Origin of the sequence: Rhodococcus sp. BUPNP1, from assembly GCF_002215235.1 — a bacterium.
In the GTDB taxonomy this organism is placed as follows: domain Bacteria; phylum Actinomycetota; class Actinomycetes; order Mycobacteriales; family Mycobacteriaceae; genus Rhodococcus.
On the sequence record NZ_NERM01000025.1, the window covers coordinates 14,138 to 39,387 of the forward strand.

General features: G+C 65.7%; 23 protein-coding genes and 1 pseudogene. 8 read left to right on the forward strand and 16 right to left on the reverse strand.

Going from position 1 to position 25,250, the window contains the following annotated elements; all coding sequences use genetic code 11:
* Positions 1 to 464 precede the first annotated feature (464 nt).
* On the reverse strand, positions 465 to 1,946 hold the full coding sequence (locus B9C99_RS20655; RefSeq protein ID WP_088899177.1) for a glyceraldehyde-3-phosphate dehydrogenase: 1,482 nt from the start codon (positions 1,944 to 1,946) through the stop codon (positions 465 to 467).
* A gap of 873 nt (positions 1,947 to 2,819) precedes the next feature.
* On the opposite strand from B9C99_RS20655, the gene B9C99_RS25655 reads away from it, so the two are divergent.
* A complete protein-coding gene (locus B9C99_RS25655) occupies positions 2,820 to 3,329 on the forward strand; it encodes a hypothetical protein (protein ID WP_143543577.1) in 510 nt (169 codons plus the stop codon).
* A 271-nt stretch (positions 3,330 to 3,600) separates the two neighbouring features.
* Here B9C99_RS25655 and B9C99_RS20660 read toward each other — a convergent pair whose 3' ends face one another.
* Positions 3,601 to 4,077: a hypothetical protein gene (locus B9C99_RS20660; protein ID WP_016696393.1), complete on the reverse strand. Its 477-nt coding sequence runs from the start codon at positions 4,075 to 4,077 to the stop codon at positions 3,601 to 3,603.
* A 169-nt stretch (positions 4,078 to 4,246) separates the two neighbouring features.
* Between B9C99_RS20660 and B9C99_RS20665 the strand changes: the two genes are divergently transcribed.
* Complete coding sequence (locus tag B9C99_RS20665) at positions 4,247 to 4,657, forward strand: hypothetical protein (RefSeq protein ID WP_088899178.1); 411 nt, start codon at positions 4,247 to 4,249, stop codon at positions 4,655 to 4,657.
* A 41-nt stretch (positions 4,658 to 4,698) separates the two neighbouring features.
* Here the strand turns inward: B9C99_RS20665 and B9C99_RS20670 are convergent, their stop codons facing one another.
* Positions 4,699 to 5,235, reverse strand: coding sequence for an ester cyclase (locus tag B9C99_RS20670; protein WP_088899208.1), 537 nt, complete (start codon positions 5,233 to 5,235; stop codon positions 4,699 to 4,701).
* A 190-nt stretch (positions 5,236 to 5,425) separates the two neighbouring features.
* Positions 5,426 to 6,388 carry an alpha/beta hydrolase gene (locus tag B9C99_RS20675; protein WP_088899179.1) on the reverse strand — a complete coding sequence of 321 codons (963 nt, stop codon included), beginning with the start codon at positions 6,386 to 6,388 and terminating at the stop codon, positions 5,426 to 5,428.
* A gap of 240 nt (positions 6,389 to 6,628) precedes the next feature.
* On the opposite strand from B9C99_RS20675, the gene B9C99_RS20680 reads away from it, so the two are divergent.
* On the forward strand, positions 6,629 to 7,186 hold the full coding sequence (locus B9C99_RS20680) for a TetR/AcrR family transcriptional regulator (RefSeq protein WP_088899180.1): 558 nt from the start codon (positions 6,629 to 6,631) through the stop codon (positions 7,184 to 7,186).
* A gap of 428 nt (positions 7,187 to 7,614) precedes the next feature.
* Here B9C99_RS20680 and B9C99_RS26380 read toward each other — a convergent pair.
* The 6 genes and pseudogenes from B9C99_RS26380 to B9C99_RS20710 all read right to left on the reverse strand — a co-directional run.
* Positions 7,615 to 7,785 (reverse strand): annotated as a pseudogene (locus tag B9C99_RS26380) (NAD(P)-binding protein); the annotation flags it as partial.
* 85 nt (positions 7,786 to 7,870) lie between these two features.
* Entirely contained in the window at positions 7,871 to 8,938 is a 1,068-nt protein-coding gene (locus B9C99_RS20690) for a TrkA family potassium uptake protein (protein WP_024100965.1), read from the reverse strand.
* A 122-nt stretch (positions 8,939 to 9,060) separates the two neighbouring features.
* Positions 9,061 to 10,215 carry a glutamate--cysteine ligase gene (locus B9C99_RS20695; protein WP_016696400.1) on the reverse strand — a complete coding sequence of 385 codons (1,155 nt, stop codon included), beginning with the start codon at positions 10,213 to 10,215 and terminating at the stop codon, positions 9,061 to 9,063.
* Positions 10,216 to 10,293: 78 nt separating this feature from the next.
* Complete coding sequence (locus B9C99_RS20700; RefSeq protein ID WP_080597815.1) at positions 10,294 to 10,704, reverse strand: lipopolysaccharide assembly LapA domain-containing protein; 411 nt, start codon at positions 10,702 to 10,704, stop codon at positions 10,294 to 10,296.
* A 56-nt stretch (positions 10,705 to 10,760) separates the two neighbouring features.
* Positions 10,761 to 11,654 (reverse strand): hypothetical protein, encoded by an 894-nt coding sequence (locus tag B9C99_RS20705; protein WP_016696402.1) that lies wholly within the window; start codon positions 11,652 to 11,654, stop codon positions 10,761 to 10,763.
* Between the two features lies 1 nt (position 11,655).
* On the reverse strand, positions 11,656 to 12,624 hold the full coding sequence (locus B9C99_RS20710) for an ABC transporter ATP-binding protein (RefSeq protein WP_088899182.1): 969 nt from the start codon (positions 12,622 to 12,624) through the stop codon (positions 11,656 to 11,658).
* Positions 12,625 to 12,745: 121 nt separating this feature from the next.
* Here B9C99_RS20710 and B9C99_RS20715 point away from each other — a divergent pair, with 121 nt between their 5' ends.
* The 3 genes from B9C99_RS20715 to B9C99_RS20725 all read left to right on the forward strand — a co-directional run bounded on the left by B9C99_RS20715 (position 12,746) and on the right by B9C99_RS20725 (position 16,110).
* Positions 12,746 to 13,888, forward strand: coding sequence for a sensor histidine kinase (locus tag B9C99_RS20715; protein WP_172415037.1), 1,143 nt, complete (start codon positions 12,746 to 12,748; stop codon positions 13,886 to 13,888).
* Positions 13,885 to 14,538, forward strand: coding sequence for a response regulator transcription factor (locus tag B9C99_RS20720; protein ID WP_088899183.1), 654 nt, complete (start codon positions 13,885 to 13,887; stop codon positions 14,536 to 14,538). Before B9C99_RS20715 ends, B9C99_RS20720 begins: the two co-directional genes overlap by 4 nt.
* A gap of 165 nt (positions 14,539 to 14,703) precedes the next feature.
* The gene (locus tag B9C99_RS20725) at positions 14,704 to 16,110 is read left to right on the forward strand and encodes an FAD-binding oxidoreductase (protein WP_088899184.1); all 1,407 of its coding nucleotides are present in this window, start codon (positions 14,704 to 14,706) and stop codon (positions 16,108 to 16,110) included.
* On the opposite strand, the gene B9C99_RS20730 is transcribed toward B9C99_RS20725, so the two are convergent.
* The 6 genes from B9C99_RS20730 to B9C99_RS25665 all read right to left on the reverse strand — a co-directional run bounded on the left by B9C99_RS20730 (position 16,099) and on the right by B9C99_RS25665 (position 23,323).
* Complete coding sequence (locus B9C99_RS20730) at positions 16,099 to 16,548, reverse strand: GMC oxidoreductase (protein WP_172415038.1); 450 nt, start codon at positions 16,546 to 16,548, stop codon at positions 16,099 to 16,101. The two genes, B9C99_RS20725 and B9C99_RS20730, sit on opposite strands and share 12 nt — an antisense overlap.
* A 52-nt stretch (positions 16,549 to 16,600) precedes the next feature.
* A complete protein-coding gene (locus B9C99_RS20735; RefSeq protein WP_088899186.1) occupies positions 16,601 to 17,380 on the reverse strand; it encodes an enoyl-CoA hydratase family protein in 780 nt (259 codons plus the stop codon).
* Positions 17,377 to 19,413, reverse strand: coding sequence for a biotin carboxylase N-terminal domain-containing protein (locus B9C99_RS20740; protein WP_088899187.1), 2,037 nt, complete (start codon positions 19,411 to 19,413; stop codon positions 17,377 to 17,379). Before B9C99_RS20740 ends, B9C99_RS20735 begins: the two co-directional genes overlap by 4 nt.
* A gap of 7 nt (positions 19,414 to 19,420) precedes the next feature.
* The gene (locus B9C99_RS20745) at positions 19,421 to 21,019 is read right to left on the reverse strand and encodes an acyl-CoA carboxylase subunit beta (protein WP_088899188.1); all 1,599 of its coding nucleotides are present in this window, start codon (positions 21,017 to 21,019) and stop codon (positions 19,421 to 19,423) included.
* Positions 21,016 to 22,731 carry an acyclic terpene utilization AtuA family protein gene (locus tag B9C99_RS20750; protein ID WP_088899189.1) on the reverse strand — a complete coding sequence of 572 codons (1,716 nt, stop codon included), beginning with the start codon at positions 22,729 to 22,731 and terminating at the stop codon, positions 21,016 to 21,018. Before B9C99_RS20750 ends, B9C99_RS20745 begins: the two co-directional genes overlap by 4 nt.
* Positions 22,732 to 22,906: 175 nt before the next feature.
* Entirely contained in the window at positions 22,907 to 23,323 is a 417-nt protein-coding gene (locus B9C99_RS25665; protein ID WP_143543578.1) for a hypothetical protein, read from the reverse strand.
* Between the two features lie 76 nt (positions 23,324 to 23,399).
* Between B9C99_RS25665 and B9C99_RS20755 the strand changes: the two genes are divergently transcribed.
* Positions 23,400 to 23,828: an amphi-Trp domain-containing protein gene (locus B9C99_RS20755; RefSeq protein WP_088899190.1), complete on the forward strand. Its 429-nt coding sequence runs from the start codon at positions 23,400 to 23,402 to the stop codon at positions 23,826 to 23,828.
* 285 nt (positions 23,829 to 24,113) lie between these two features.
* A complete protein-coding gene (locus B9C99_RS20760) occupies positions 24,114 to 25,250 on the forward strand; it encodes a zinc-binding dehydrogenase (protein ID WP_088899191.1) in 1,137 nt (378 codons plus the stop codon).

Genomic DNA, 25,250 nt, shown 5'->3' on the forward strand with positions numbered 1-25,250 from the left:
GGAACCGTGGCGAACTCACGGGAGCGAGCAGGGCTCCGGATGATGGTCCGTCTTCACCCGCTGCCGACGAGAACAGCTACATGCGCGCCAGGTCGCTGGTAGAACCCCCGCTCCATACGCGGTATCCGCGCTTCCAGGCGTTGCCTCGTCGGTACGAACAGGAACGCGGACTGTCGCTCGCGACAACACTTCTCGGCCCGTCCGGGGTCCTCGCACTCAAGGTCCCGCTGCGTCCGCCGTGGTTGGTTGCAGCGGCACGGCGAAAAAGTGACGAAATAAGGGGAGGTTCTGTGCGAGTTCTTCACCGGAACCGCACACAACCTCCCCCGAGTTTCGACGACCGCTACTCCTCCTCGACGCCACCAACGGCCCAACGCAAAAGGGAACCCATCCTCAGGTGAGGATGGGTTCCCTCCTCGACGAGTCCCTACAGGAATGTCGTTACTGCTATCCGTGCAGGACTGTTATGCCTGTGCAGCGGCAGGTTCCTCGACATGCTCCACGGGGCCGGCTTCCGTGATGGGGTAGACGGGGTATTCCACACCCGACAGGTACTGGACGGTACGCACCACCTGGCACGAGTAGCCGAACTCGTTGTCGTACCAGACGTAGAGGATGGCGGTGTCGCCGTCGACGATCGCTGCATTGGCATCGATGATGCACGCCGCGCGCGAACCGATGAAGTCGCTCGACACCGCGTCGGTGGCCGAGGTGTAGTCGAGGTTGCGGCGCAGCGCACCGGTGAGCGACTCCTGGTGCAGGTGCTCGAGCACCTCTTCCTTGGTGGTCTCACGAGTCAGCTGAAGGTGAAGGATCGCGACGGACACATCCGGCGTAGGAACGCGGATCGAGTTGCCGGTGATCTTCGCCTTCAGATCGGGAAGCGCCTTCGCGACCGCCGAAGCTGCGCCGGTCTCGGTGAGCACCAGGTTGAACGGCGCGGAACGACCGCGACGGTCGGCCTTGTGGTAGTTGTCCAGCAGGTTCTGATCGTTGGTGAACGAGTGCACCGTCTCGACGTGGCCACGCAGCACACCGAACTTGTCGTCCATGGTCTTCAGCGGCGGCACGATGGCATTGGTGGTGCAGGACGCACACGAGACGATCTTCTCGTCCGGGTCGATGGCGCGGTGGTTGACGCCGTGCACGATGTTCGGAAGGTCGCCCTTGCCCGGCGCGGTGAGCACCACCTTGGCGATACCGGGGCGAAGGTGGTTCGACAGCCCGTCACGATCGCGCCAGATGCCGGTGTTGTCGATCAGGATGGCGTTGTCGATGCCGTACTCGGTGTAGTCGACGCTCGCCGGATCGTTGCTGTAGATGAACTTGATGACGTTGCCGTTGGCGATCAGGGCGTTGTTCTCGGCGTCGACCTTGATCGTGCCGTTGAACTGCCCGTGGACGGAATCGCGACGCAACAGAGATGCACGCTTGGTCAGGTCGTCACCGCTGCCCTTCCGGACCACCACAGCGCGCAGGTTCAGGCCGTTGCCCGAGCCGGCCTTCTCGATGAGAAGACGGGCGACGAGGCGACCGATCCGACCGAAGCCGTACAGGACCACGTCCTGCGGCTTCGCGGGGCTCGTCTGAGCACCGCCGACCAGGTCCGAGAGGGTCTCGGCGACGAACTCCGGGATGGACCGTCCGGCACCCTCGGCCTGATAAGCCGTCACCAGCAGGCCGAGGTCGATCTTCGACGGCTGCAGGTCGAGGTCGGTCAGCGCCTCGAGGAACGGGAACGTCGCCTCGACCGACAGCTCGTCACCGCGGATCTGACGCGCGAAACGGTGCGTCCGCAGAATGCCGATCACCGACTTGTTCACGAGGGAGCGGCTGTGAAGCAAGATCGTGACCGAATGCCGACGGTGCAGACCGCCGATGATCGGGATCATTGCTTCCGCAATAGCCTCTTGCGAGTTCCACTGTGCCAATTCCGGGGTGCTCACTGCGCTCCTCTGCCTTTCCGGCTCGTCTGACACGTCGCAGGCTGTTGGGTGCAGCCCAGACGAGACGCACGTCACTCGCCGGTCGGTGTCCGGATCGGTGGAACCGTACGCGACCGACGCCGATTACGGCGTGCGTACCGGCAAGCATATGAAAGAGCTCTCACGGGTCGACGCCCGGTACGGGAAACGCGCCCGCGCGTGCGTGAAGCTGATCGCTTCTACTCTGATAGGCAGGCATTCGCGGCGCCCCGTGCTGTAGATGAACCAGCGAGCTGCGTGTGTCTCCAGTCACAGCCACAGTGACGGGGTCGCGTGATGGTATCGAGAGTCCCAGTGGGCACCACGTAGATCGACATTACTGGCACACAGGCGTATCCGAATCAGGTCCTGCACCTGACTGCACAGCGGTGACGACCATCATTCGTATCGCCCGTCGACGTGCCCTTTCGAGGTGCAAGCGTCACCTTCGACGGGACACCGCCGCGTCCACGAGCAGACCGATATATCGCTGCCGTGGCTGCCCGTTCGCTGCGTCCCGGCTGCGCCGCCCAGTTCGTACACCGTGCCGCTCCTGACTCAGGAATACCGAACGGCACCGCTCCGGCATCCCTACCGAGGCTCTCGGTGGGGTGGGTTGATCAGTCGATGCATGTACGCCACGCGAGTCGCGCCGCCTCTGCAACCGGTTGAAGCGGTCCTACGCGCCGCTGCTCGACGTGATCTATCGGCCGGATAATAAGAATCTTTTGGATATGGCGACCCAGGTCCTCGTAAAGCACCTAAAGTGAAAACTCTCCACGAACGGTCCATCTCAGCGCGCACCGCGAATCGCATCGTGGATCCTCACCACTTCGCGCACTCGAGGAAATGAACATGACACGCATACCCCGATGTGGCAAGAATATCGGCGCAAACCGAACCGTGGGCGTGCTCGCCGCCGGAATGGTAGTTGCGTTCGGTTCGGTCGGCGTAGCGGGCGCCGCACCTGCGCCTGCGGTCGAGCGCAGCACCGAAACATACACGTATACCTATACGTTCGACGGACCCGTGACGTGCAACGGCGGACCCATGTATACCTTGACCAGCACCGTTACATCTACGGATCATCTTCTCGAGAATCCGGGCGGAAGAAGAGTTATCCGGTCGGATCTCACCGAGAAAATCACTGGCATTCCGCTGGATCCGTCATTGCCCACGGTCACTGCGACGACCGAAGCAAAGCTCGCCGCGAGCACTTCGACACAGGGAGCCTTCGCCAACACATACCATGGGAAAACAGTCGCGACCTACTCGGACGGGAGCACTGAAACTGCCTCGTTCGTCGGACATACGACCGTCAGTCCGTACCATCAGAAAATCTTGAATTTCGACAGATGTCACTGAGTTCCCATTTCGATGACTTTTCGACCGATTCCGGCATTCTCGGAACCCTCGAACCAACCGAGCTACTTGCCATTCCAGACAACTAGGGACAGAGCCCAGCATTTACTCAAGGTGTTCTCCGGACTGCGAAAGTCCGTAGCTCGTGCGTTCCGCTGCCAGGCCCCGGCTGCACGTGGCAACCCGTAAGAAATGACGAGACTGAGGAAGAATTGGTTGCTGGGCGTTGAGGTTTCCTGATTGTTGCGACACAGTCGCAGCCTGCGAGATGGTGCTAGTTCCTGGCTGAAGCCAGAAGATGAGCGGTAACCGCATCCCAGTCGGGGAACTCGGCGCTGCCGAATTTGATCAGTTCACCCGTGAAGTCCTTCGCGCCATTGTGGTCGCGGTCGTCGACCAGGAAGTCTCCATGATTGAGGTTCTTGTGGTGCGACAGAATCAATCGTTTGTAGGCGACGGAGGTGGGCTCGATGCCGAAATGCTTCTGTACCCACAGTAGTTTGTCCGACCACGCTGACGGGTTCTTCCACGGCGCAGTCGAGAGTATGTACGCATCGAAGTGTTCGGCCAGCAGTGTGAATGCTTCGATCGCACCGTCGATGGGATCCATCAACGCGAAGATCCCGGGTGCCTCGTCATAGCGGTCCTGGTACTCATGGAAGTCGGCAGCGCCGAGCCGATCGATTCCGGACTTGAAGTGAACCAGCGTGTTGTCGAGATCGACGTAGAGGATCTTTCTGCGATCAGTCACGTCGTGACGATACCTGCGGCAGCTCACCGCGGAAAGACCGACAAAACCCGGCCTGACAGAACGTCGAATCGAAGAGATCGGCAGGTGGCGACTGCCGGTCGACCGCGAGATGATCGGAGTACTCCGATGCTTCAACCGACGCTCGACCTTACGCACAGAGGAGAAAGCTGTGAGAGTGAGTCACCTTCCCCTGCGTCTGACCACTGGCGCGTTCATCCTCAACTCGGGACTCGGTAAGCGAGCACTTTCCTCCGAAGCTGCCGCCGGGTTACAAGGCATGGCCGCCAACGCTGTTCCCGCCGTCCGCACGATGCGTCCCGAGACTTTCGGAAAGACGCTCTCTGCAGCCGAAACGGCACTCGGTATAGCACTGCTCACGCCGTTCGTGCCCTCCGCGCTTGCTGGGGCCGCACTCGCAGGCTTCAGTGGTGGATTATTGACCATGTACTGGAAAACCCCAGGCATGCACAAGCACGGCTCGATCCGACCCACCCAGGACGGCACCGCCGTGGCCAAGGACGTATGGATGTTCGGGATCGGTGCAGCCCTCGTGATCGACGCACTGGGTCGCAGACGGTAGGTATACGAAGCCCCGTCGTGCTCGTCCTTTTGTTCGAACCGTCAGCGCCCCTGGCGTCGGCGAGCAAGGTGCCTGACACGAGTTGCGGCATTGAACGCCGCCTTCACTGCGCGATCGGCAATCGACCCGTCGGCTGGTAGCAACTGGATCTGGCGGGCGAATTCCATTTGGTCGTAGCGCACAGTGTTGGTGACGACGTGTCCGTTCTCGACGACGAAGTGGTCGAATCCCTCGAGGTCGATGCGACGCCCTGTGCCGGCGATGCCCATGAAGGTTCCGACGTGCTGCCCGGTCAGGTGCCAGTGGACGAGGACATCGTGTTCGGATTCGGCAACCGAGACGATCTCGAGGGTGAAATCGGCGAGAGCGGCAAAGACCTGTTCGAAATAGGCCGCGATTTCGGCGTGACCGTGACACGTCCCGGTAGGGAAATGCACGGTGGTGTCGGCCGTCCAGAAGTTGCGCAGACTGTCGAGGTCCTGGGCGCTGATGCGTCCGATCGCCCACTGCACGAGTTGAGTCTTGGATGCATCGTTCGGCGGTGCGATCGGGGTCGAGGAAATGGTGTGATCGGGCATCTCTGCTCCCATGCACGGTGGTGATACTGCACGGAATCTTCCTCTCCCGAGGCTAACGCTCACCCATCCGAACGCGGACGTGAACGACCGCCCACAACGATGCCGGGTAGCACCGGGAAGGCCACTGGTGTCCCGACGCTACGCCGCGGCGCCCGCCTCGACATCGTGGGAGCGCCGCAGCGTGAATTTGCTACGCGTACAGGGCGTCCCGGAGGAAGGAAACAGCCTGGGCGACTGCGGCCTTCGCAGCGAAGGTGTCGTGCAGAGAGTTGACCATCACGAAGTCGTGAATGATGCCCTGATAGCGCACCGCGGTTGTGGGAACACCTGCCCGACGGAGCTTCGCGGCGTAGGCCTCGCCCTCATCGCGCAGCACGTCGGCTTCGGCTGTGATCACGAGCGCCGGCGGCAATCCGCTGAGCTGGTCAGTGGTCGCGCGCAACGGCGAGGCGGTGATCTGGGCGCGCTCGGCCTCGTCGGTCGTGTACTGGTCCCAGAACCATTTCATGCCCTCACGCGTGAGGAAGTATCCCTCGGCGAACTCGTGGTAGCTGGCGGTGTCGAAAGCGGCGTCGGTGACCGGGTAGAACAGGACCTGGGCGGCGATGTCGATGCCACCACGTTCTTTGGCGAGCAAGGTCAGGGCCGCGGTCATGTTGCCGCCGACCGAGTCGCCGGCGACCCCCAGACGGGTGCCGTCGAGGTTCTTGTCGCCGCCGGCGCTCGCGATCCACTGCGCGGTGGCCCAGACCTGCTCGATCGCGTGGGGGTAGCGCACCTCGGGTGAGCGGTCGTACTCGGGGAAGACGACGGCGGCGTTCGCACCGACGGCGAGGTCGCGCACGAGGCGATCGTGAGTGTGGGCGTCGCCGAAGACCCATCCGGCGCCGTGCGTGTAGACGATGACCGGGAGCGTGCCGGTGGCCCCGGCCGGGCGCACGATGCGGACCTGGACCGTCCCGGTCGGGCCACCGGGGACCTCGACCCATTCCTCATCGATCGCCGGCTTGAAGATCGGCTCGTCCTGCACACCGTCGACAGCTTTTCGGCCGTCTTCGGGGGCGAGTTGGTAGAGGTACGGCGGATTGGCGGTCGCCTCGACGAACGCTTGGGCGGCCGGCTCGAGGGAGATGTTCTTCGGGTTCGCGGACATGACGGAACTTCCTTTTGATCGGTGGAGCCGGAGACCGAGAACGACCGTTCTCGCTCTGATGTCGACTGTAGAGAACGACCGTTCTCAGCGTCAAGAGGGTGTCGAAAATTCTCGTCGGGACCCAGCCCGAGGAGGCGGAACGCCCACAGCCGACGCGGTGGACGAATGCATCGACAGATCCCTTGCCGGGCCGAATGAAGCCTGGAGAACCAGCGTTCTCAGGATGCGTAGACTGGCAGCGTGAACGAGGAGACCCGTACCCGCATCGTCGAAACCGCCGATGCACTCTTCTACAGCCGCGGCTTCGGCCAGGTGGGCATGGACGCCGTGCGCGATGCCGCCGGGGTGTCGCTACGCGCGCTCTACAAGGAGTTCCCCTCGAAGGACGAGTTGATCGCGGCCGTCCTCGCCGGCCGCCACGAGATGTGGACCAAAGGGGTCGAAGCGAAGGTCGACGCGATCGCCGACCCGGCAGCCCGCCTGCTGGCCGTGTACGACTTCCTGAGCGACTGGTTCGCGGACCCTCACTTCCGCGGCTGCGGATTCATCAACGCCTTCGGCGAACTCGGGTCGGCGAACCCGCGCGTCGCCGAGATCGTGCGCGAGCACAAAGCCGATTTTCAGCGGTACGTCGCTCGCCTCGTCGCCGAGGCCGGAGCACCCGACTCGCTCGCTCCCCAGCTCGCCATCCTCGCCGAAGGCGCTCAGACCACCGCGGCCATCGCGGGCACGACGGATGCCGCGGCACAGGCGCGTGCCGCGGCGGAAATCCTCATCAATTCCGCACTGGGGCGGTGATTCCGGCCAGAGTCAGGGTGTCTTCGAACATGGCGCAGGGGTCACCCGCTACGACACCACCCGCTGTCGTGCAACAGCGCCCGACACAGAGTCTCGGTCACACGATTTCGTCGGCAGACCAAGACGTGCAGTCCCCCACATCACGCGCGCGAACATCGTTGGGCGCATCAATGATTCGGGTCGTTCGAGAAGATGGACGACTCGCGCGAACGCAGCTCCGATTCGGGGGTCACCGACGCCGGCCCGATACAACAGGCCGAGGTAGGCGTTCATCAGCCTCGTCTGCACAGACCGATCCCCCGCCACGACGGGCATCCGCAGGTCCGACTCGGCAGACATCGACCACGCCTCGTCGAGGATAGGTTCGATTCCGCGCAGGAACCGGTGCGCAAGCGTGTTCTCGTTCCCAGCACAACACTCGCGAAGACATGAGCATGCCGACCCTGCGGCACACCCCACCGGACACTCGGAGCTTCGGGCAACGTGTCGCGCTCGACGACGATCACTCGATCGAAGCGGTCGCTGAGCGCACGCGCGGCCAACAGACCCCCTACTCCGGCACCGATCACTACCGCAGTCGAGTTCCTGATCTCGGTCATGGCTTCAGTGCGTTGTCACAACAGGGCGAGAACCATCCCTCACTCGGGGGGGGTAATGCGATCCGAGCTTGCGAGCTGCCTGTTGTCAGTTCGACACCAGACGCACGTACAACAACCGGTCGTCCGCGGCGATGACACCGCTCCCGAAGGAATCGATCCGGATCAACTGTTCGCCACGGACGACGCCGAGCACGATCTCGGGCAACTGGCGTGGCGGGAGGCCGACTTCGTGCGGTGCGACCTCACGTTCGGAGACCGCGAAACCGGCCTCCGGGGTCAGCAGGTCCTCGATCATCTCCACCACCGTGGGCGTAGCGGGAGCCAAACCCAGCAACCGGCCTGCGGTCTCGGCCGAGACCACCACCGTATCGGCGCCGGACTGGCGCAGCACATGGGTGTTCTCCGATTCGCGCACCGCAGCAGCGATGCGTGCCTGCGGGGCGAGCTGGCGCGCGGTGAGGGTGACCAGAACGGCGGTGTCGTCCCGGCTCACGGCCACGATGATCGACGCGGCATGCCGCGCCCCGGCCAGTTGCAGGACATCCGACTTGGTGGCCGAGCCGTGCACGGTGACCAGTCCCTGACGCGACGCGGCGTCCAGACTCATCGGATCGGTGTCGACCACCACGATCTCCGAAGGAGGAAGCCCATCGGCGAGTAGGGCATCGACAGCGCTACGGCCCTTGGTGCCGTAACCGACGACCACGGTGTGACTGCGGGTGCGCCGCCGCCACCGCTGGATCTTGAATGCCTGCCGCGAATCCGCGGTCAGCGCCGACAAGGTGGTACCGACCAACACGATCAGGAAGAACACCCGCAAAGGTGTGATGACCAGGACGTTGATCAGCCGGGCCTGCGGTGTCAGTGGCGCGATGTCGCCGTAACCGGTGGTCGACAGTGAGACGCTGGCGTAGTAGATGCAGTCGAGCAGCGAGAGCGGATTGTCCTGCACGTCGCGGTAGCCGTCCCGACCCAGATACACCACGATCACCGCCACCATCAGCGCCGCCAGGGCGTAACCGATCCGGCGTACGATCGCGCGGCCCGGACTGGTGAGCTCCTGCGGTACGCGCAGTACACCCACAAGCGCGAAGTCGGGACGGTCGGTGAGGGTGTCCGGGCGCCCCAGCGGCACCCGCAACTTACCGGGCATGATCGAACGCACCCATCCTTCGGCCGCTCACCGGACTATCCCCGTCATGCCCGTCAGCTTAGGACGATCTGCTCCCCGATGAACGTCGGTCCGCAAGCGGGGCACCCCGGCTGTCGTGTCGGTCATGACGGACGCAGATCCGGCCCGCAGCCCTCCACAGTGCGTCGCGCCGCGTCGGCAACCACATCGGTGAAGGAACCCCCGCTCTCGAGAATGCGACGCTGCCTGATCGCCCCATTACCTCGATCCAGGGTCCCCGAAAGAGCGTCGTGCACGGAGCGGTAGACGTCGAGTTCCTCCAGGATCGGCCGGACCTGAGCGAGCAGTCGCCGGACCAGGTCGACTGCCGGAACCAACTGCTCAGAGCCGAGATCGACACCGCGCCCGGCCAGACCGTCCCGCGCGGCTCTCCAGCACGCCGCGCGCAGCAGCTCCTGGTCGACCGAGGGCGTCGGCTCACCGCGTTCGATCGATGCCGTCGCCTGGGCGACCAATGCATACACCAAGGTGGCCAGCGTGACGGTCTCCTCGACGGTCGCGGGAACATCCGCGATGCGGATCTCGAGGGTCGGATGATGCGCGGAGATCCGCACATCCCAATAGACCATTCGAGGGTCCAGGATCGTGTCGGTGGTGAGCAGCGATTCGACCGCCGCGTCGTAGTGCGCAGCCGAGGCGCACTGCGGGGGCAGTCCCGCGCTCGGCCAGCGCCCCCATCGCAGGTATCGCCAGCTGGCATAACCGGTGTCCCGACCGTCGGCGAGCGGGGAATTCGCGGTCAGCGCCAGCAGAGTGGGAAGCCACGGACGCAGATGGTTGATCAGCTGGGCCGCGCGGTCACGATCGTCGACACCGATATGCACGTGGCATCCGCAGATCACGCCGTCGGCGACGCCACGATAGTGCTGTGCCATGCGTTGGTAGCGAGGCGTGGCGGTGACCGATCCGCTCGGAGGTTCGAAGATCGGTGTGCCGACCGCTACGAGCCGGCATCCTGCGCGCGCTGCGGCGTCGGCGGCCGTCGCGCGGGAGCGGCGCAGCTCTTCGCGTAGGTCCTGCGGGTGTGCACATACCGCGGTGGCGGTCTCGACCTGACACGGGGAGAGCTCGACCTCGAGCTCGATGCCGAGCGTGCGTCCGGCCGCGAGCACGTCGAGACTGCGCAGGAGGGGACGACCGGTACGGGGATCGACCAGGACGAATTCCTCTTCGACGCCGATCGTGGCCGCCGCCCCGCCGCGCACAGGAGAGGTGTCGGTCGGTCCTGTGGCGGCCATGGCGTTCTCCCCACTCGAGATCTTTCACTCTACGAAGGAAGAGCGGCCGGCGTGGGTGTACTGCAGTCGGGATCCGTCTTACCGGACGGTGCGTGTGCGTTGCCGGTTGGCGGCGTGGCGGAGCTGCAGGATCCGCAGACCCCCGGCGAGTCCGACGATCACCGCTCCGGCGATCGCAGCGAACAGCAGTGCGACACCCAGCGGCAACGAGAAGTCCCACGCGAACAGTTCGAGGGTGACGCTGTCCAGGTTCTGCAGGATGAACACCAACAGCAACAGCAGGATCAACACACCGACGATCAGGGCGGTCCACAACGCCCCGGTGCGGGTGCCTCTGATGCCTTTGCCCCGGGCGACGTCGGGATGCAGCCTGCTGGGAGCGTCCGGATCCGGTGTCGCCCCGGATGGGGGTACCGGAGTATCGCTACGTCGCGCGGGCGGCGAGAAGTCGGGGTTCGGATCACCGGGGCCCCTCGAGCTGGTCGTCATGCTCGATCGGGTACCCCGGCCCTGTTCCGGTTATCCCACCGGCAGAATCTTCGCGGTCAGTTCACGTCCCGGCTCCGGACCAGAATCCCTGTGGTTACGACCGCGACGACGATGTAGGCCGTCACGGTGATGAGTGCCCTCGGTCCCGAGATCACATCCACCACCCCGGGTGTGCCCTCCCCTCCCCCGGTGACCGCTCCGACGAGCGATCCGGCTGCGGTTCCTGGCAGGAAGGCCGTCACGTCCTCGACGAGCTGCAGCGCGGAGCCGACGCCTCTCAGCAGATTCTCGACGACGAGCGTCCACACCAGACCCAGGCCGACCGACAGCGCCGCACTGCGGGCGTAGGTGCCGAGCGCGAAGCCGATCGTTCCCCACATCATGAACACGAGGTACGCCGTACCCGCGGAGCGAAGAAATGTGCCGGCGGACGGCATCGTGAGCGGTTGTGATTCGATCGCGGCGAGCGAGACGGACACGATCGTGCACAGCGCAGCGGTGACGACCACCATCGCGGCAACGATCACCGCAAGCGCGAGCAGGGCGCCGATCGTGGGGCGCAGACGGCCATGGGTGAACACGGTCTTCCACGTCCCCCAGCTGTATCCGTTCCCGGCGATGAGGGCACCCAGGACGAGTACGAGCGCGCCACCGAACAACGGTGTGCCCTGAACCAGGACGTCGGGGATCGATTCGGGCAGGACGCTCTGCAGCAACGCTTCGGTCGGCTCCCCTTCCGTGGAGAACCCGGCCGTCCCGGTCGTGTAGGAGACGTACGGGAACACGTAGCCGAAAACCATCGCGAGCAGGAACCACGTTCCGACGGTCGCCCACATCGCCGGCCATGCACGCAACCGGTACAGCTCGGCACGCAAGCTCCGAGCAACGGTGTTGTGCCGTGCGGCAAGTGAGGTGGAATCGGAGTGCGAACGGAGTGTCGAGGCGGACATGTCACGCCCCCTTCGTGGGTGTGGAACCAGTGGTCATTTCGAAGAACACGTCCTCGAGGGTGCGTTCGGCCGGTCCGACCGACGACACATCCACGCCGTCGGCAACGAGCGCGCGGACGACCTCGGGGGCGCGATCGGGCGGCAGATCCAACAGCACCGAGTCGCCGTCGATTTCGAACCCGTTCTCTCCGGCGAGATCCGATGCGATCGAGACCACCCGATGCACGGGCGTGCCGCGAACCTTCAGCACCGCGTCGCCGAGCAGGGTGGAGACGGTCGATTCGCGCACCAGGCGCCCGTTCGCGATCACACCGACGCGGTCGCAGATCTCCTGGACCTCGCCGAGCAGATGACTCGACAGAATCACCGTGTGCCCGGACCGCGCGAGTTCGACGATGAGAGCCCGCATGTCGGCCATGCCGCTCGGGTCGAGCCCGTTCGTGGGTTCGTCGAGCACGATCAACTCCGGGTCGCCGAGCAGGGCCGCGGCCACTCCGAGACGTTGCTTCATCCCCAGCGAGTACGACTTGTACGCGTCACCGCCGCGGTGGACGAGGCCGACCCGAGCCAGCACCTCCTCGACGGATCGGTCGCTCAGCCCACGGTGGCGTGCGAGGGTGCGGAGGTTCCCTCGTCCCGACAGGTACGGGAAGAAGCCGGGACCTTCGATGAGAGCGCCCGTGGACGCTGATGCTTCGCGCGATCCGGCCGGCTTGCCGAGAACCCGGACGGATCCGGAGGTCGGGTGGATCAGGCCGAGGATCATGCGGAGTGTGGTGGTCTTCCCGGCGCCGTTGGGCCCGAGGAATCCGTAGATCTCGCCACGTCGGACGGTCATGTCGACGGAGTCGGCGGCGGCGCGGTCGCCGTAGCGTTTGGTCAGGGCCGAGGTCTCCACGACGATGTCGGTCTCGGTGGAGTGCACCCGGCCGGGCGGGTCGGTGGTGGTGATTCGGGTGTCTTCGGTCATGCTCCGATCGTGGTCAGGAAAGGCGCCGTCGTCGTCCGCCGACGGGCGTGATCGAGCTACGCAGAATTGCGTAGAGAATGCGCACCGCGTCGATCGGCCGCCGCGGCTAGCGTCGAAAGATGTGGGAATCGATCACAGCCGTGCGGTCGCCGACCCGGTGATGCTGCGCGTCGGGTTCGCGGTCACTCTCGCTGCCCTGGTCACCGTGGCGACGCTCGGGGCGAACAGCATGCGACCGCTGCCCGCCATGATCGGTGAGGGGGTACTCGCAGCGGCATGCGTCGGGGTCGCGCTGACCGCTCCCAGATGGCCCCGAACAGCCCTGATCGCGGCTCCTGCACTCGTGGGCTTGTACTTCGCGACGGGCGGCGCCGACGGGCCGATCTTCCTCCTACCCGCACTGACGGCGTTCGGTGCGGCGAGTGTGAGGCCGGTCCGAGAGCTCACTACCCCGGGCCTCATCGCAGGTCTCGTGCTGGTCGCCGGGATGACGGCGCGGGTCGTCGTCACCGGATATCCCGCACGGGTCGCGATGTGGCAGACGCTCGGCACCGCGGCCCTCGCCGTCGCCGCCGCTGCGGTGGGCTTCTGGCGGTCGGCGCGGCGGGATGCGAACGCCGAACGGGTCCGCCGCGCCGCGACCGAGGAACAACTACGGATCGCCCGCGACCTGCACGACGGCGTCGGGCACGGACTCGCAGTGATCGCGATGCAGGCCGGCGTCGCACTGCACGTGCTCGAGCGCGATCCCGACGCGGTGCGGGACGCGCTGGTCGCCATCCGCGACACGAGTCGCGATGCGCTCGGTGAGCTGCGCGCCGAACTCACGACCCTCACCGGAGACACCGCCGAGCGCCGCCAGCAACGCGGTCTCGCCGACCTGCCGGTCCTCGTCGACCGGATCCGGGCTGCCGGACTCGACGTCGACGTGAAGGTGCCGGCGCGTCGACTGCCCGCCGACGTCGATCACGTCGCGTACTCGATCGTCGCGGAGGCGATGACCAACGTTCTGCGGCACGCGCGAGCAAATACGGTGATCGTCGAAATCGCGTGTGAAGGGCAGACGGTGACCGTGCGGGTCGCCGACGATGGGCGCGGCCGCGCGACGGACGCATCCACCGGCGGACTCGGACTTCGTGCGATGGAGGATCGCGCGGCAGCCCTCGGCGGAACGCTCGTCGCCGAGCCCGGACCCGATCGCGGATTCGTGGTGCGGGCGGTGCTCCCCGTCGGTGCGTCCGAGCGTGTGGAGGACTCGCTGTGACCATCCGGGTGGTGCTCGTCGACGATCAGGCCCTCGTCCGGGTGGGCCTGCGGACGTTGTTCGCTTCCGAACCGGATATCGAGGTCGTCGGCGAGGCGGCCGGCGGCATAGAAGCACTCGCAGTCGTGGCGCACACCCGCCCCGACGTCGTTCTGTGCGACATCCGGATGCCCGCACCGGACGGTCTCGAGGTGTTGCGCCGGATCACCGCCGACCCTGCGCTGCGAGATGTCCGCGTCGTGATGCTCACGACCTTCGAGTTGGACGAATACGTCTTCGAGGCATTGCATGCCGGCGCGAGCGGATTCCTGCTCAAGGACGCGGAGCCGACGGCCCTGCTCGATGCAGTGCGCATCGTCGCCGACGGCGGATCGCTGCTCGCACCGTCGGTCACCCGGCGCGTGATCGAGCACTTCGTCCACACGCAGGACACCGCGCAACCGCACCCCCGGATCGGGGAACTCACGGCGCGGGAACGTGAGGTCGTCGCGTGGGTCGCGACGGGGCGCTCGAACAAGGAGATCGCCGACGAGCTGGTCGTCAGCCCCGACACCGTGCGCACGCACGTCTCGCGCGCGATGCTCAAACTCGGCGCTCGCGACCGGGCACAGCTGGTCGTGTTCGCGATCCGATCGGGCCTGCAGCCGTGACGGCGCCGGTTCTCTCCGAACAGCAAGCGACTCCGCATAAACAGCGCTCATCTACCCGGCACGAGGTCGGCAGGAGCCCTGGACAAGGGTCCTAAAATTATCGGTATCACCGCCCCGGAATCAGGGGCGACGAGCGGTTTCCGTCCGTCTGCGTCGGGAGGCAGCATGCCCAACACCACCAGCGACGATCTCGAAACCCTGCGCAGTGCGATGCAAGGGGTGGTGCTCGGACCCGGCGACGACGGGTACCACGAGGCACGCCGCGTCTGGAATGCCGACATCGATCGTCGGCCGGCTGCGATCGCCCGGTGCCGCAGCACCGACGATGTGAAAGCCGCGGTCGCCTTCGCGCTCGAACACGACCTGGAACTCGCAGTGCGCGGCGGCGCGCACAGCGGCGCGGGGGCCTCGGTGGTCGACGACGGCCTCGTCGTCGATCTCGGTGCCCTCAACAAGGTGACCGTCGACCCGGTGAACCGATTGGCACGGGTAGAAGGTGGCGCTCTGCTGAGCGATGTCGACGCCGCCACCCAGGTGCACGGATTGGCTGTGCCGGCGGGGCTGATCAGTCACACCGGAATCGGGGGCCTGACTCTGGGCGGTGGCATGGGTTGGCTCACCCGGCGCGCCGGATTGACCATCGACAACCTCGAGTCCGCCCGCATGGTCACCGCCGACGGCCGACTCCTACATGTGACGGCGCATGAGAATCCGGATCTGTTCTGGGCGATCCGCGGTGGGGGTGGCAACTTCGGCGTGGTTACCGAATTCGAGTTCCGATTGCACGAGGTCGGTCCCCTCGTCTCGGTCGGTCTACTGTTCTGGGAGCTCGAACACGGCCCGCAGGTCCTGCGGCTCGCCCGGGACACCATCGAAACCCTTCCCCGCGACTTCAATATCGTCATCGCCGCGCTCAATGCTCCACCGGCGCCCTTCGTCCCCGAGCAGTACCACCTGCGCCCCGGCTACGCGCTGATCGTCGTCGGGTTCGGCGCCCTTGAAGCGCACGAGGAGCTTGTGGCACGGCTCCGCAGTGCTCTGCCCCCGCTGTTCGACTTCGCCACCCCGATGCCCTTCGCCGATGTGCAGAAGCTGTTCGACGAGGCCAACGCCTGGGGTTTTCACACCTACGACACGGGCTGCTATCTCGACAGTCTCTCCGACGACGCCATCGCCGCGGTCGTCGAGCATGTCCCACAAAGGAACTCACCGCTGTCCGCGCTGCTGTTCTACCGCCTGGACGGCGCGTACTGCGAGGTCGCGGACGACGACACCGCATTCGGCGGTACCCGCACGCCCCGCTTCGCTGTCTTCTTCGCCTCGATCTGCCCCGCCCCGGACCTGCTGCCCGGCGAACGGTCCTGGGCGCGCGAGTTCTGCCGGGATCTCGGCCGGCAGTCGGCACTGTCCGGGGCGTACGTGAACGTGATGAGTGAAGCCGACACCGAACAGACGCACGGTACCTACGGTGACAACAAGTATGCGCGCCTGGCCGCGGTCAAGGCAAAATACGATCCCGGCAATGTCTTTCATCGAAACGTCAACATCACCCCGGTGAGTTCACCGACCTGAACCGACCGATCCCACGAGGCGATCGACGGCCCGACCGATTCTACGAGAAGGAATCGGCGCAGCGTTCGCCGAACATGACGGATGGGGCGTTGAGTCGGCACGCGGAATCCGAGGCAGAACCGAGACGTCGGCGACGCGCAGGCTCTCGACTCCACGAACACGGCGTTTCTCGTCGAGGGGACTGTCGGCCTCGCTGCCCATCGCGACACTGCACGACGGATGATTCATCGTCATCGCGGTGCTCCTGAGGTGCATCTCGAGATCCGTGCCGGGGCCGGGAAGAAGTTCGCGCTCGACGTTGGACGCGATCGGGTCGGTCGCGATGATCTCGCGCGTCCGCTCGAATGCCGGTACGAGCGCGTCCACGTCGCCGCGTTCGACCAGGAGGTTCGTCCGGATGGCCCGCGGAGTCGCGGGATCGGATGAGCGGATCAGCACGGTTCCTCGACTCTCGGGCGTCCAGTACGAAGACAACTCGAGTGACACACTCTCACCGAATGTCCCACCACGGGCGCCGCTTCTGCAGGAACGCTGTCATCCCCTCCGCGGCTTCCTCAGAGCCGAACATCCGTGCCGAACGTGCTGCCAGGTCATCTCCGTAACGATCGAAATCCTCGAGGATCCGCTGCGTGACGAGGCGTTTCGATTCGGCCAGACCCTGCGGTGAGCATGCACGGATCTCCGCGAGTAACTCCACCAGGACAGCTCCGGCATCGGCCACCGAGAGGGTGACGAGACCCTCGGAACATGCCTCCTCGGGACCGAACCGTTCGCCGGTCAGGAAGTACCGTGCAGCCGCGCGCGGCGACAATCGCGGGAGCACGGTCAAGGAGATGATCGAGGCGGCCAGACCGAGCCGTGCCTCGGTGAGCGCGAACGTCGACGCCGGCCCGGCGACCACGATGTCGCAGGCACCGATCAGCCCCATGCCGCCGGCGCGGACGTGCCCGTCGAGGCGGGCCAGGACCGGCTTGGGGAGCTCCAGGATCTGCCGGAGCAAGGCCGTCATGTCGCGGGTGCGTGCGGCAGCCGTCTCCTGCGCGGATCCGGAAGACCCGCTCAGATCTGCTCCGGCGCAGAACGTTCCACCGGTGTGGGTGAGGACGACCGCGCGGACGTCGGGGTCGGCGGCCGCGTCGGCGAGTCCGCCGCTCAGTTGGGTCAGCAGCGGTACGGACAGGGCGTTGCGGTTGTGCGGGGAGTCGAGGGTCAGTGTCGCAGCGCCGTGGTCGACGGCGTAGCGCACCACCACCGGATCGGGTTCGGTCATGACAACTCCTCGATGTGGTTGCCCCCTTCGCTGTCGGGACTCTCGACCAGTGCGGACACGTCGTGCGGGGTGACGACAGCGAGGACGGTGCCGACGGCGACCTGATCGCCGACTTCGACGGCGAGCGTCGTGAGCGTGCCGGCAGTGGGTGCGGTGACGGTGTGCTCCATCTTCATCGCTTCGAGCCACACGAGAGGTTGGCCCGTGTCCACCACATCGCCGACGGCCGCGCCGAGCCGGATCACCGATCCCGGCATGGGTGCGAGCAGTGATCCTTCAGCAATTCGGGCGGTGGGGTCCACGAAGCGCGGCACCGCGGTCAGGCGCACCGGTCCGAGTGACGAGTCGACGTGCACCGCGTCGCCGTATCGCGCCACAGCGAAATGCCGGCGGACATCGTCGACGTCCACAACCACGCGATCCGGTGTGAAGCCGACGACGCCGAGGTCGTCACGGCCGTCGACGTGGACACCGTCGCGCGTGAGCCGGTAGCGCACGTCGTGGTCGTTGTGGACGCCCGTGAATCGTTTGACCTGCGGCTGCGAGGGCAGATTCCGCCATCCCGAGGGCAGGCCCGCATTCACCGTGGCAGCGGCGCGATTGGTGGCCGACTCCGCCAGAGCAGCGGCGATCGCGGAGAGTGCTTCCGCGTGCGCTGAGGCGAGCGGGGCGGACAGTTCCGTGAGTCCGTGGGTGTCGAAGAAGGCGGTGTCGGTCTCCCCCGCACGGAAGGCGGGGTGTTTCAGCACCGCGACGAGGAGGTCCCGGTTGGTGACGATGCCGTGGATCTCGGTGCGCGTCAGCGTCGACGCCAGCAGACGCACCGCCCGGTCGCGGGTAGGCGCGTACGAGATGACCTTGGCGAGCATCGCGTCGTAGTGGACCCCGACCTCCGATCCCGCGACGACACCCGAGTCGACGCGCACACCGGTGCGCCGGAGCACGTCGAACTCGCGTGCCTCGTGCGGCAGCGCGAAACGGTGCAGGGTGCCGGACTGCGGTTGCCAGTCCCGGCCAGGGTCCTCGGCGTAGAGCCTGGCTTCCACCGAGTGGCCGTGCACGGGTGGCGGTTCGGGGTCGAGAGGGTCACCGTCGGCGATGCGGAACTGGAGGTCGACGAGATCGAGCCCGGTCGTGCATTCGGTGACGGGATGCTCGACCTGCAGGCGCGTGTTCATCTCCAGGAAGTGGAACTGCCCCGAGCGGTCCGCGAGAAACTCGACGGTGCCGGCACCCTCGTACCCGATGGCCTGGGCAGCGCGCCGGGCGGCGTCGAACAGGCGTGGACGCATCCCCTCGATCGCGTCGACGAGCGGCGAGGGGGCTTCCTCGATCACCTTCTGGTGGCGACGTTGGATCGAGCATTCGCGTTCGCCCACCGCCCACACCGTGCCGTAGTGGTCCGCGAGGATCTGGACCTCGACGTGCCGCCCGTTCTCGAGATACCGCTCGCAGAACACCGTCGGGTCGCCGAACGCCGACGCGGCCTCCCGGCGGGCAGCATCGAGTTGCCCCTGCAGGTCGGCCAATGTCCGCACCACCCGCATTCCGCGCCCTCCACCGCCGGCGGATGCCTTGACGAGCACCGGGAGATCGGCGTCGGTGATGTCGGCGGGGTGGAGTTCGGCGAGAACCGGGACACCGGCGTCGGTCATGATCTTCTTGGCCTCGACCTTCGAGCCCATCCGTTCGATCGACTCGGGGCGCGGTCCGATCCAGATCAACCCAGCGTCGAGCACCGTACGCGCGAATCCGGCGTTCTCGGAAAGGAATCCGTAACCCGGATGGACCGCATCGGCACCCGCCGCCAACGCTGCCGCGACGAACTTCTTCGCGTCGAGGTAGGTCTCGGAAGGGGTGACTCCCGCAAGTCGCACGGCGGCATCGGCGTCGCCGACATGCGGACTGTTCGCGTCGGCATCGGAGAACACCGCGATCGCCCCGAGTCCGGCCCGACGACACGACGCGAACACGCGGCGGGCGATCTCCCCGCGATTCGCCACGAGCACCGTGGTGATGGTCGATTCGGTCACGGGAACCTCACATCCGGAAGACGCCGAAGGATTCGGCACCTCTGATCGGGGCGGTGGCAACAGCCGACAAGCACAGTCCCAGCACGGTGCGGGTATCGCGGGGGTCGATGATGCCGTCGTCGTAGAGACGACCGGACAGGAACATCGGCAGTGATTCGGCTTCGATCTGGTTCTCGACGGCCGCGCGCATCGCCTCGTCGGCGGCTTCGTCGAAGGCCTGGCCGCGCGCCTGCGCCGCTGCGCGGCCCACGAGAGAGATGACCCCGGCCAGTTGGGCACCGCCCATGACCGCAGATTTGGCGCTGGGCCACGCGAACAGGAACCGCGGATCGAAGGCACGTCCGCACATGCCGTAGTGACCGGCGCCGTAGGACGCGCCGATCAGGATGGAGATGTGCGGCACCGTCGAGTTGGCGACCGCGTTGATCATCATCGCCCCGTGCTTGATCATGCCGCGTTCCTCGTATTCCCGACCCACCATGTACCCGGTGGTGTTGTGCAGGAACAACAGCGGCGTATCGGCACGGTTCGCGAGTTGGATGAACTGCGCCGCCTTCTGGGACTCCTCGTTGAACAGCACGCCGCGCGCATTGGCGAGAATCCCGATCGGATAGCCGTGCACCTGTGCCCACCCGGTCACCAGCGACGACCCGTAGAGCGGTTTGAACTCGTCGAAGTCGGAATCGTCGACGACGCGGGCGATGACCTCACGCGGATCGAAGGGTTGCCGAAGATCCTCGGGGACGATCCCGAGCAGCTCCTCGGCGTCGTACCGCGGTTCGCGTACGTCCGTCCGGGGTGCCGGGCCGGCCTTGCGGTGGTTGAGGCGTCGCATGATGCTGCGACCGATGCGCACCGCGTCCTGTTCGTCGACCGCGAAGTGGTCGGCCAGACCCGAGATACGCGCGTGCATCTCGGCGCCGCCGAGTGACTCGTCGTCGGATTCCTCACCGGTGGCCATCTTCACCAGCGGCGGGCCGGCGAGGAACACCTTCGACCGCTTCTCGATCATCACGACGTGGTCGGACATGCCGGGGATGTATGCGCCGCCGGCGGTCGAATTGCCGAAGACCACTGCGATCGTGGGGATGCCTGCCACCGACAACCGGGTCAGATCGCGGAAGAGCCGGCCACCGGGAATGAACACTTCCTTCTGCGTCGGAAGATCCGCGCCACCGGATTCGACGAGGGAGATCAGCGGCATCCGGTTCTGCAGCGCGATGTCGTCGGCGCGCAATGTCTTGCGAAGCGTCCACGGATTACTGGTTCCCCCGCGCACGGTGGGGTCGGTGGCCACGATGACACATTCGACGCCTTCGACCACGCCGATGCCCGTGACGACGCTGCCGCCGACGGGAAACTCGGTGCCCCAGGCCGCGAGCGGTGAGAGCTCGAGGAACGGCGAGTCGGGGTCGAGGAGCAGTTCGATCCTCTCCCGCGCAAGCAACTTGCCTCGGTCGTGGTGTCGCCGGACGTACTTTTCTCCCCCGCCGGCGAGGGCCCCGCCGTGTTCTGTGTCGAGTTCGGCCAGGCGAGCACGCATCGTCTCGGCGGCTGCGCCGTACTCGGTGGAGCCGGGATCGAGGGTCGAGATCAAGGTGCTCACGTGTGCTTCTCCAGCAGGACGGTGGGGATATCGATGTATCTCGCGCGCAACCATTCACCGAGGCCCTTGGCCTGGGGGTCGAAGCGGGCACGGGAGGCGACGCCGCGACCGAGAATTCCCTCGATCACGAAGTTCACGGCTCGCAGGTTCGGGAGCAGATGACGCGTGACGGACAAGGGTTCGATCTCGGGGAGCAGACCCTTCAGCGTGTCGACGGTGAGAGTGTTTGCAAGCCATTGCCATTCGACGTCGGATCGGACCCACACCCCGATGTTGGCGTCACCGCCCTTGTCGCCGCTGCGGGCACCGGCGATCGTGCCGAGCGGAACGCGACGAGTATGTCCGGGCGACAGCGGCGCGGGCACACTCGGGTCCGGCAACGGTTCGAGCGCCCGGGTGGTCGCCGCGGCCGGGATGTCGACGCGGGCGCCGTCGGGCATTACCGCGACGTGCGGCACGCGCGTCGCTTCGACGTACTCGGCCGTGTAGACACCGTAGGCGGTGCCCGGACCGGGCGGAGCGGTGACGAAGAACCCGGGATAGCTGGCAAGGGCGAACTCGACGGCCGTGGAGGTGAATGCGCGTCCGACGACGTCGGGGTCAGGATCGCGCGCAGTGCAGCGCAGCAGAGCGCTCGCGGTTTCCTCGGTGTCGGCATCGGCACGGTCGGTGCGGGCGAGAGTCCATTCGAGTTCGGCAGGCCGTCTCGGCAGGTCCGATTCCATCTGAGATCGCACCAACTGGGCCTTCGCGTCGATGTCGAGTCCGGTCAGGACGAAGACGACCTCGTTGTAGAACCCGGCGAGCGCGTTGAGACACACCTTCAGGGTCGGTGGGGGCGGCTCGCCCTTCACCCCGGTGATGCGGACACGATCGGGTGCTTCCCGGCTCAGCGTGACAGTGTCGATGCGCGCGGTGACGTCGGGGTTCGCGTAGCGTCCGCCCGTCACCTCGTACAGCAGTTGTGCGGTGACCGTGCCGACGGTGACGGCTCCTCCCGTGCCCGGGTGCTTCGTGATCGTCGCCGCGCCATCGGCCTCGATCTCAGCGATGGGGAATCCGGGGCGGACGAGGTCATCGAGTTCGGTGAAGAACGCATAGTTTCCGCCGGTGGCCTGGGTACCGCATTCGATGATGTGACCGGCGACAACAGCACCCGCGAGTGCGTCGAAGTCTTCGGGTGCCCAACCGAAGTGGGCGGCGGCGGGACCGACGATCACCGATGCGTCGGTGACGCGCCCGGTCACGACGATATCGGCTCCGGCATCGAGGCACCGCGCGATGCCCCATGCACCGAGATACGCGTTGGCGGTCAGCGGGCGCGGGTCGGCGTCGAAACCGAACTCGTCGATGCGAGCGAGGAGATCGTCGCCTTCGACGTGGGCGATGCGTGGTGACAGACCGAGCCGATCCGCAACCGTGCGCAGCGCCGAGGCCAGACCCGCAGGGTTGAGACCTCCGGCGTTCGCGACGATCTGCACCCCCTTGTCGAGGGCGAGACCCATGCAGTCCTCGGCCTGCCGCAGGAACGTCTTGGCGTAACCGAGCTCCGGATTCTTCAGACGGTCGCGGCCGAGGATGAGCATCGTCAGTTCGGCGAGGTAGTCGCCGGTCACATAGTCGAGTTCGCCGCCTTCGAGCATCTCGCGCATCGCCGACAGACGGTCGCCGTAGAAACCGGAGCAGTTGCCGATTCGCACGACGCGGTTCACGCGATCCGCTCCTGGACCGGTTTGCGTGCCCGCTGAAGAACGAGCGGAGAGAGACCGTCGAGAAGCTCGCGCAACTCCACCATGTGGTCAGCGTCACATGTCGCTGCTCTCGGAGCAAGCACTCATGACTGTTTGGCGCGGCCCATGTTCATAACCCGCCGGGCCAAGAGTGGAATCACCGCTGTGTGCGGCGACGACGCCTTCCATCCGGCACGTCGGATTGTCCGGCCGGCTCTGCGGCTCCTCGACTGCTCCCGAACTCGACGGCATCTGCGTCCGCACCTCGGCCGGTCAGTGCCTGCACCACCATCTCGAGGTCGTGCAGCGTCACCTCATCGGCCGATGAACGGCCTTCTTCATCTCGAACGGAACGGGCCATGACAACTCCTGACAGAAGAACCACCGACCGCACCGTCGACCGTCGCAACACGAACAGAACCATCGCCACACGAACCGGCACCGGCAAGGCACCGGGCCCGACATCATCGGCAGGCCTGCGGCACCGCAAGTCTAATCCCGCCCGGAGGTACTTTTCGCCGCGATCGGTCGCGCGCACGTAACTTGCCAGGACGACGAACCTCGAAATCGTCACGACTCCTCGTTCACGACTCCTGCCTACCCCGCGGCGGATACCGTGGATGCATACTTCACCGAGGTCAGGAGTTGCCGTGCCGAAGCTGGAGATCAAGCAGAAGGCCGAACTTTCCCGAAAGCAGGCGTCCGAGCGATTGATCGCGCTCGGCCGCGCCTTGGCGACGGGATCCGAAGTGGAACTGGACTCGGGCGGTGACACCATTTCGCTCGTCGTCGCCGACCGACTCGAATGGGAACTCGAAATCGAGGTGGACGGCGACCAGGTCGAGATCGAGGTCGAATTCAGTTGGCGCGACGCCCCATCCGACAGTCCACAAGTCGAAGCGGACGACGAGGAGGAAGACGACGAACCGGACGAAGAAGCGGACACCGCCGAAGGTTCGGATCAGGACCCGGATGAGGACGAGGACGAAGGCGAGCCGCAGCAAACCGAGCCGCGGCGGAGAGCCCCGGTCAAGAAGACGGCGCGGCGTGGCCGGCCACGCAAGCGCGCCGCCGACTGATCGATGCACAGCCCCTGCGCCGTCCCTCCTCTCTCGTCGCCGTAGGGACGATGCAGCGCAGAGTCACCATTGACAGCTACTTCATCTCATTTGATACTTCGGAATCATGCTGCACATCAGGTAGGTGATGGATGTGGCGGTCGAGGGAGGGAAACTTCTCGCACGTGCCCTGGAGCCCGCCGAAGTATCGGACGCCTTTGCACCACGCAGAGGTCGCCTGGATGCATTCCGGACCACCGTCCTCATGCCGCATCGTGGAACCATCGCACAGTCCAGGTTGCACCGATGAAGGCCGTCAGTTGCCATCGCGCGACGCTGTCGGTCGTCGACATCCCTACCCCCGGACCCAACCGAGGACAATTGCTCCTCTACGTTGTGCGTTGCGGCATCTGTGGATCGGATCTGCACGCAAGAGACCACATCGACGAGCTGACAGAGGCGATGTCTGCACTCGGTGTCAAACATGCTGCCGGCAGCGACATGCCGTTCGTCTTCGGGCATGAGTTCTGCGGTGAGGTGGCTGAGCGTGGCCGCGGCGTAAGTGGACGGTTCAAACCGGGCTCCAGGGTCGTATCGTTTCCGCTGCTGCGGGACCGCAACGGTGTGCACATGACAGGTCTGTCCCCGGCAGCGCCAGGAGCCTACGCAGAACAGGTATTGGCAGAGGCTGCACTTAGTTTCGTGGTACCCAATGGTCTGAGTCCCGACATCGCGGCACTGACCGAGCCCATGGCTGTCGCGCTCCACGCCGTACGGCGCAGCGACATTTCGCGTCGTGATACCGCCATCGTGGTCGGTTGCGGTCCGGTAGGTCTAGCGATCGTGTGCCACCTGAAGGCGCGAGGGGTGGAAACGATCGTCGCTAGCGACCCGTCTCCCGGCCGCCGAGAACTCGCCCGACGATGCGGCGCGACCCTCGTCGTCGACCCCACGCAAGACTCGCCGTATGCGGCAGCACCTGGAGTGACGTCAGGTACCGAACTCTACGAGCTGGGTATGACTTCCATGGAGAAGTTACGGCGTCTACCCGGATGGGTGCCGCTCTACCGCATCGCTGAGAAGCTCGGCACGACCACACCGAAGCGTCCGGTCATTTTCGAATGCGTCGGCAACCCGGGCATGCTCCACTCGGTCCTGACATCGGCACCGTTCCATTCCCGTGTCGTAGTGGCCGGGGTGTGCATGAACACCGACCGGTTCCGGCCGATGTTGGCCACCGGCAAGGAGATCGATCTACGATTCGTCTTCGCCTACACGCCTCTGGAGTTCCGCGATACCTTGCATCTGCTCGCCGACGGCAAAGTCGACGCAGCAGCGATGGTCACCGGAACTGTCGCTCTACACGATGTGCCCTCCATATTCGAGGCCCTGCGCACTCCCCAGGACCAAGCCAAAGTGTTGATCGACCCGTCCCTGGGTTGA

Bases quoted from the DNA above. Each gene is read 5' to 3' on its own strand.
- B9C99_RS25655 (WP_143543577.1), top strand. From the start codon at position 2,820: ATGACACGCATACCCCGATGTGGCAAGAATATCGGCGCAAACCGAACC.
- B9C99_RS20670 (WP_088899208.1), bottom strand. From the start codon at position 5,235: ATGCCCGATCACACCATTTCCTCGACCCCGATCGCACCGCCGAACGAT.
- B9C99_RS20675 (WP_088899179.1), bottom strand. From the start codon at position 6,388: ATGTCCGCGAACCCGAAGAACATCTCCCTCGAGCCGGCCGCCCAAGCG.
- B9C99_RS20690 (WP_024100965.1), bottom strand. From the start codon at position 8,938: ATGCCCGGTAAGTTGCGGGTGCCGCTGGGGCGCCCGGACACCCTCACC.
- B9C99_RS20695 (WP_016696400.1), bottom strand. From the start codon at position 10,215: ATGGCCGCCACAGGACCGACCGACACCTCTCCTGTGCGCGGCGGGGCG.
- B9C99_RS20700 (WP_080597815.1), bottom strand. From the start codon at position 10,704: ATGACGACCAGCTCGAGGGGCCCCGGTGATCCGAACCCCGACTTCTCG.
- B9C99_RS20705 (WP_016696402.1), bottom strand. From the start codon at position 11,654: ATGTCCGCCTCGACACTCCGTTCGCACTCCGATTCCACCTCACTTGCC.
- B9C99_RS20710 (WP_088899182.1), bottom strand. From the start codon at position 12,624: ATGACCGAAGACACCCGAATCACCACCACCGACCCGCCCGGCCGGGTG.
- B9C99_RS20725 (WP_088899184.1), top strand. From the start codon at position 14,704: ATGCCCAACACCACCAGCGACGATCTCGAAACCCTGCGCAGTGCGATG.
- B9C99_RS20735 (WP_088899186.1), bottom strand. From the start codon at position 17,380: ATGACCGAACCCGATCCGGTGGTGGTGCGCTACGCCGTCGACCACGGC.
- B9C99_RS20760 (WP_088899191.1), top strand. From the start codon at position 24,114: ATGAAGGCCGTCAGTTGCCATCGCGCGACGCTGTCGGTCGTCGACATC.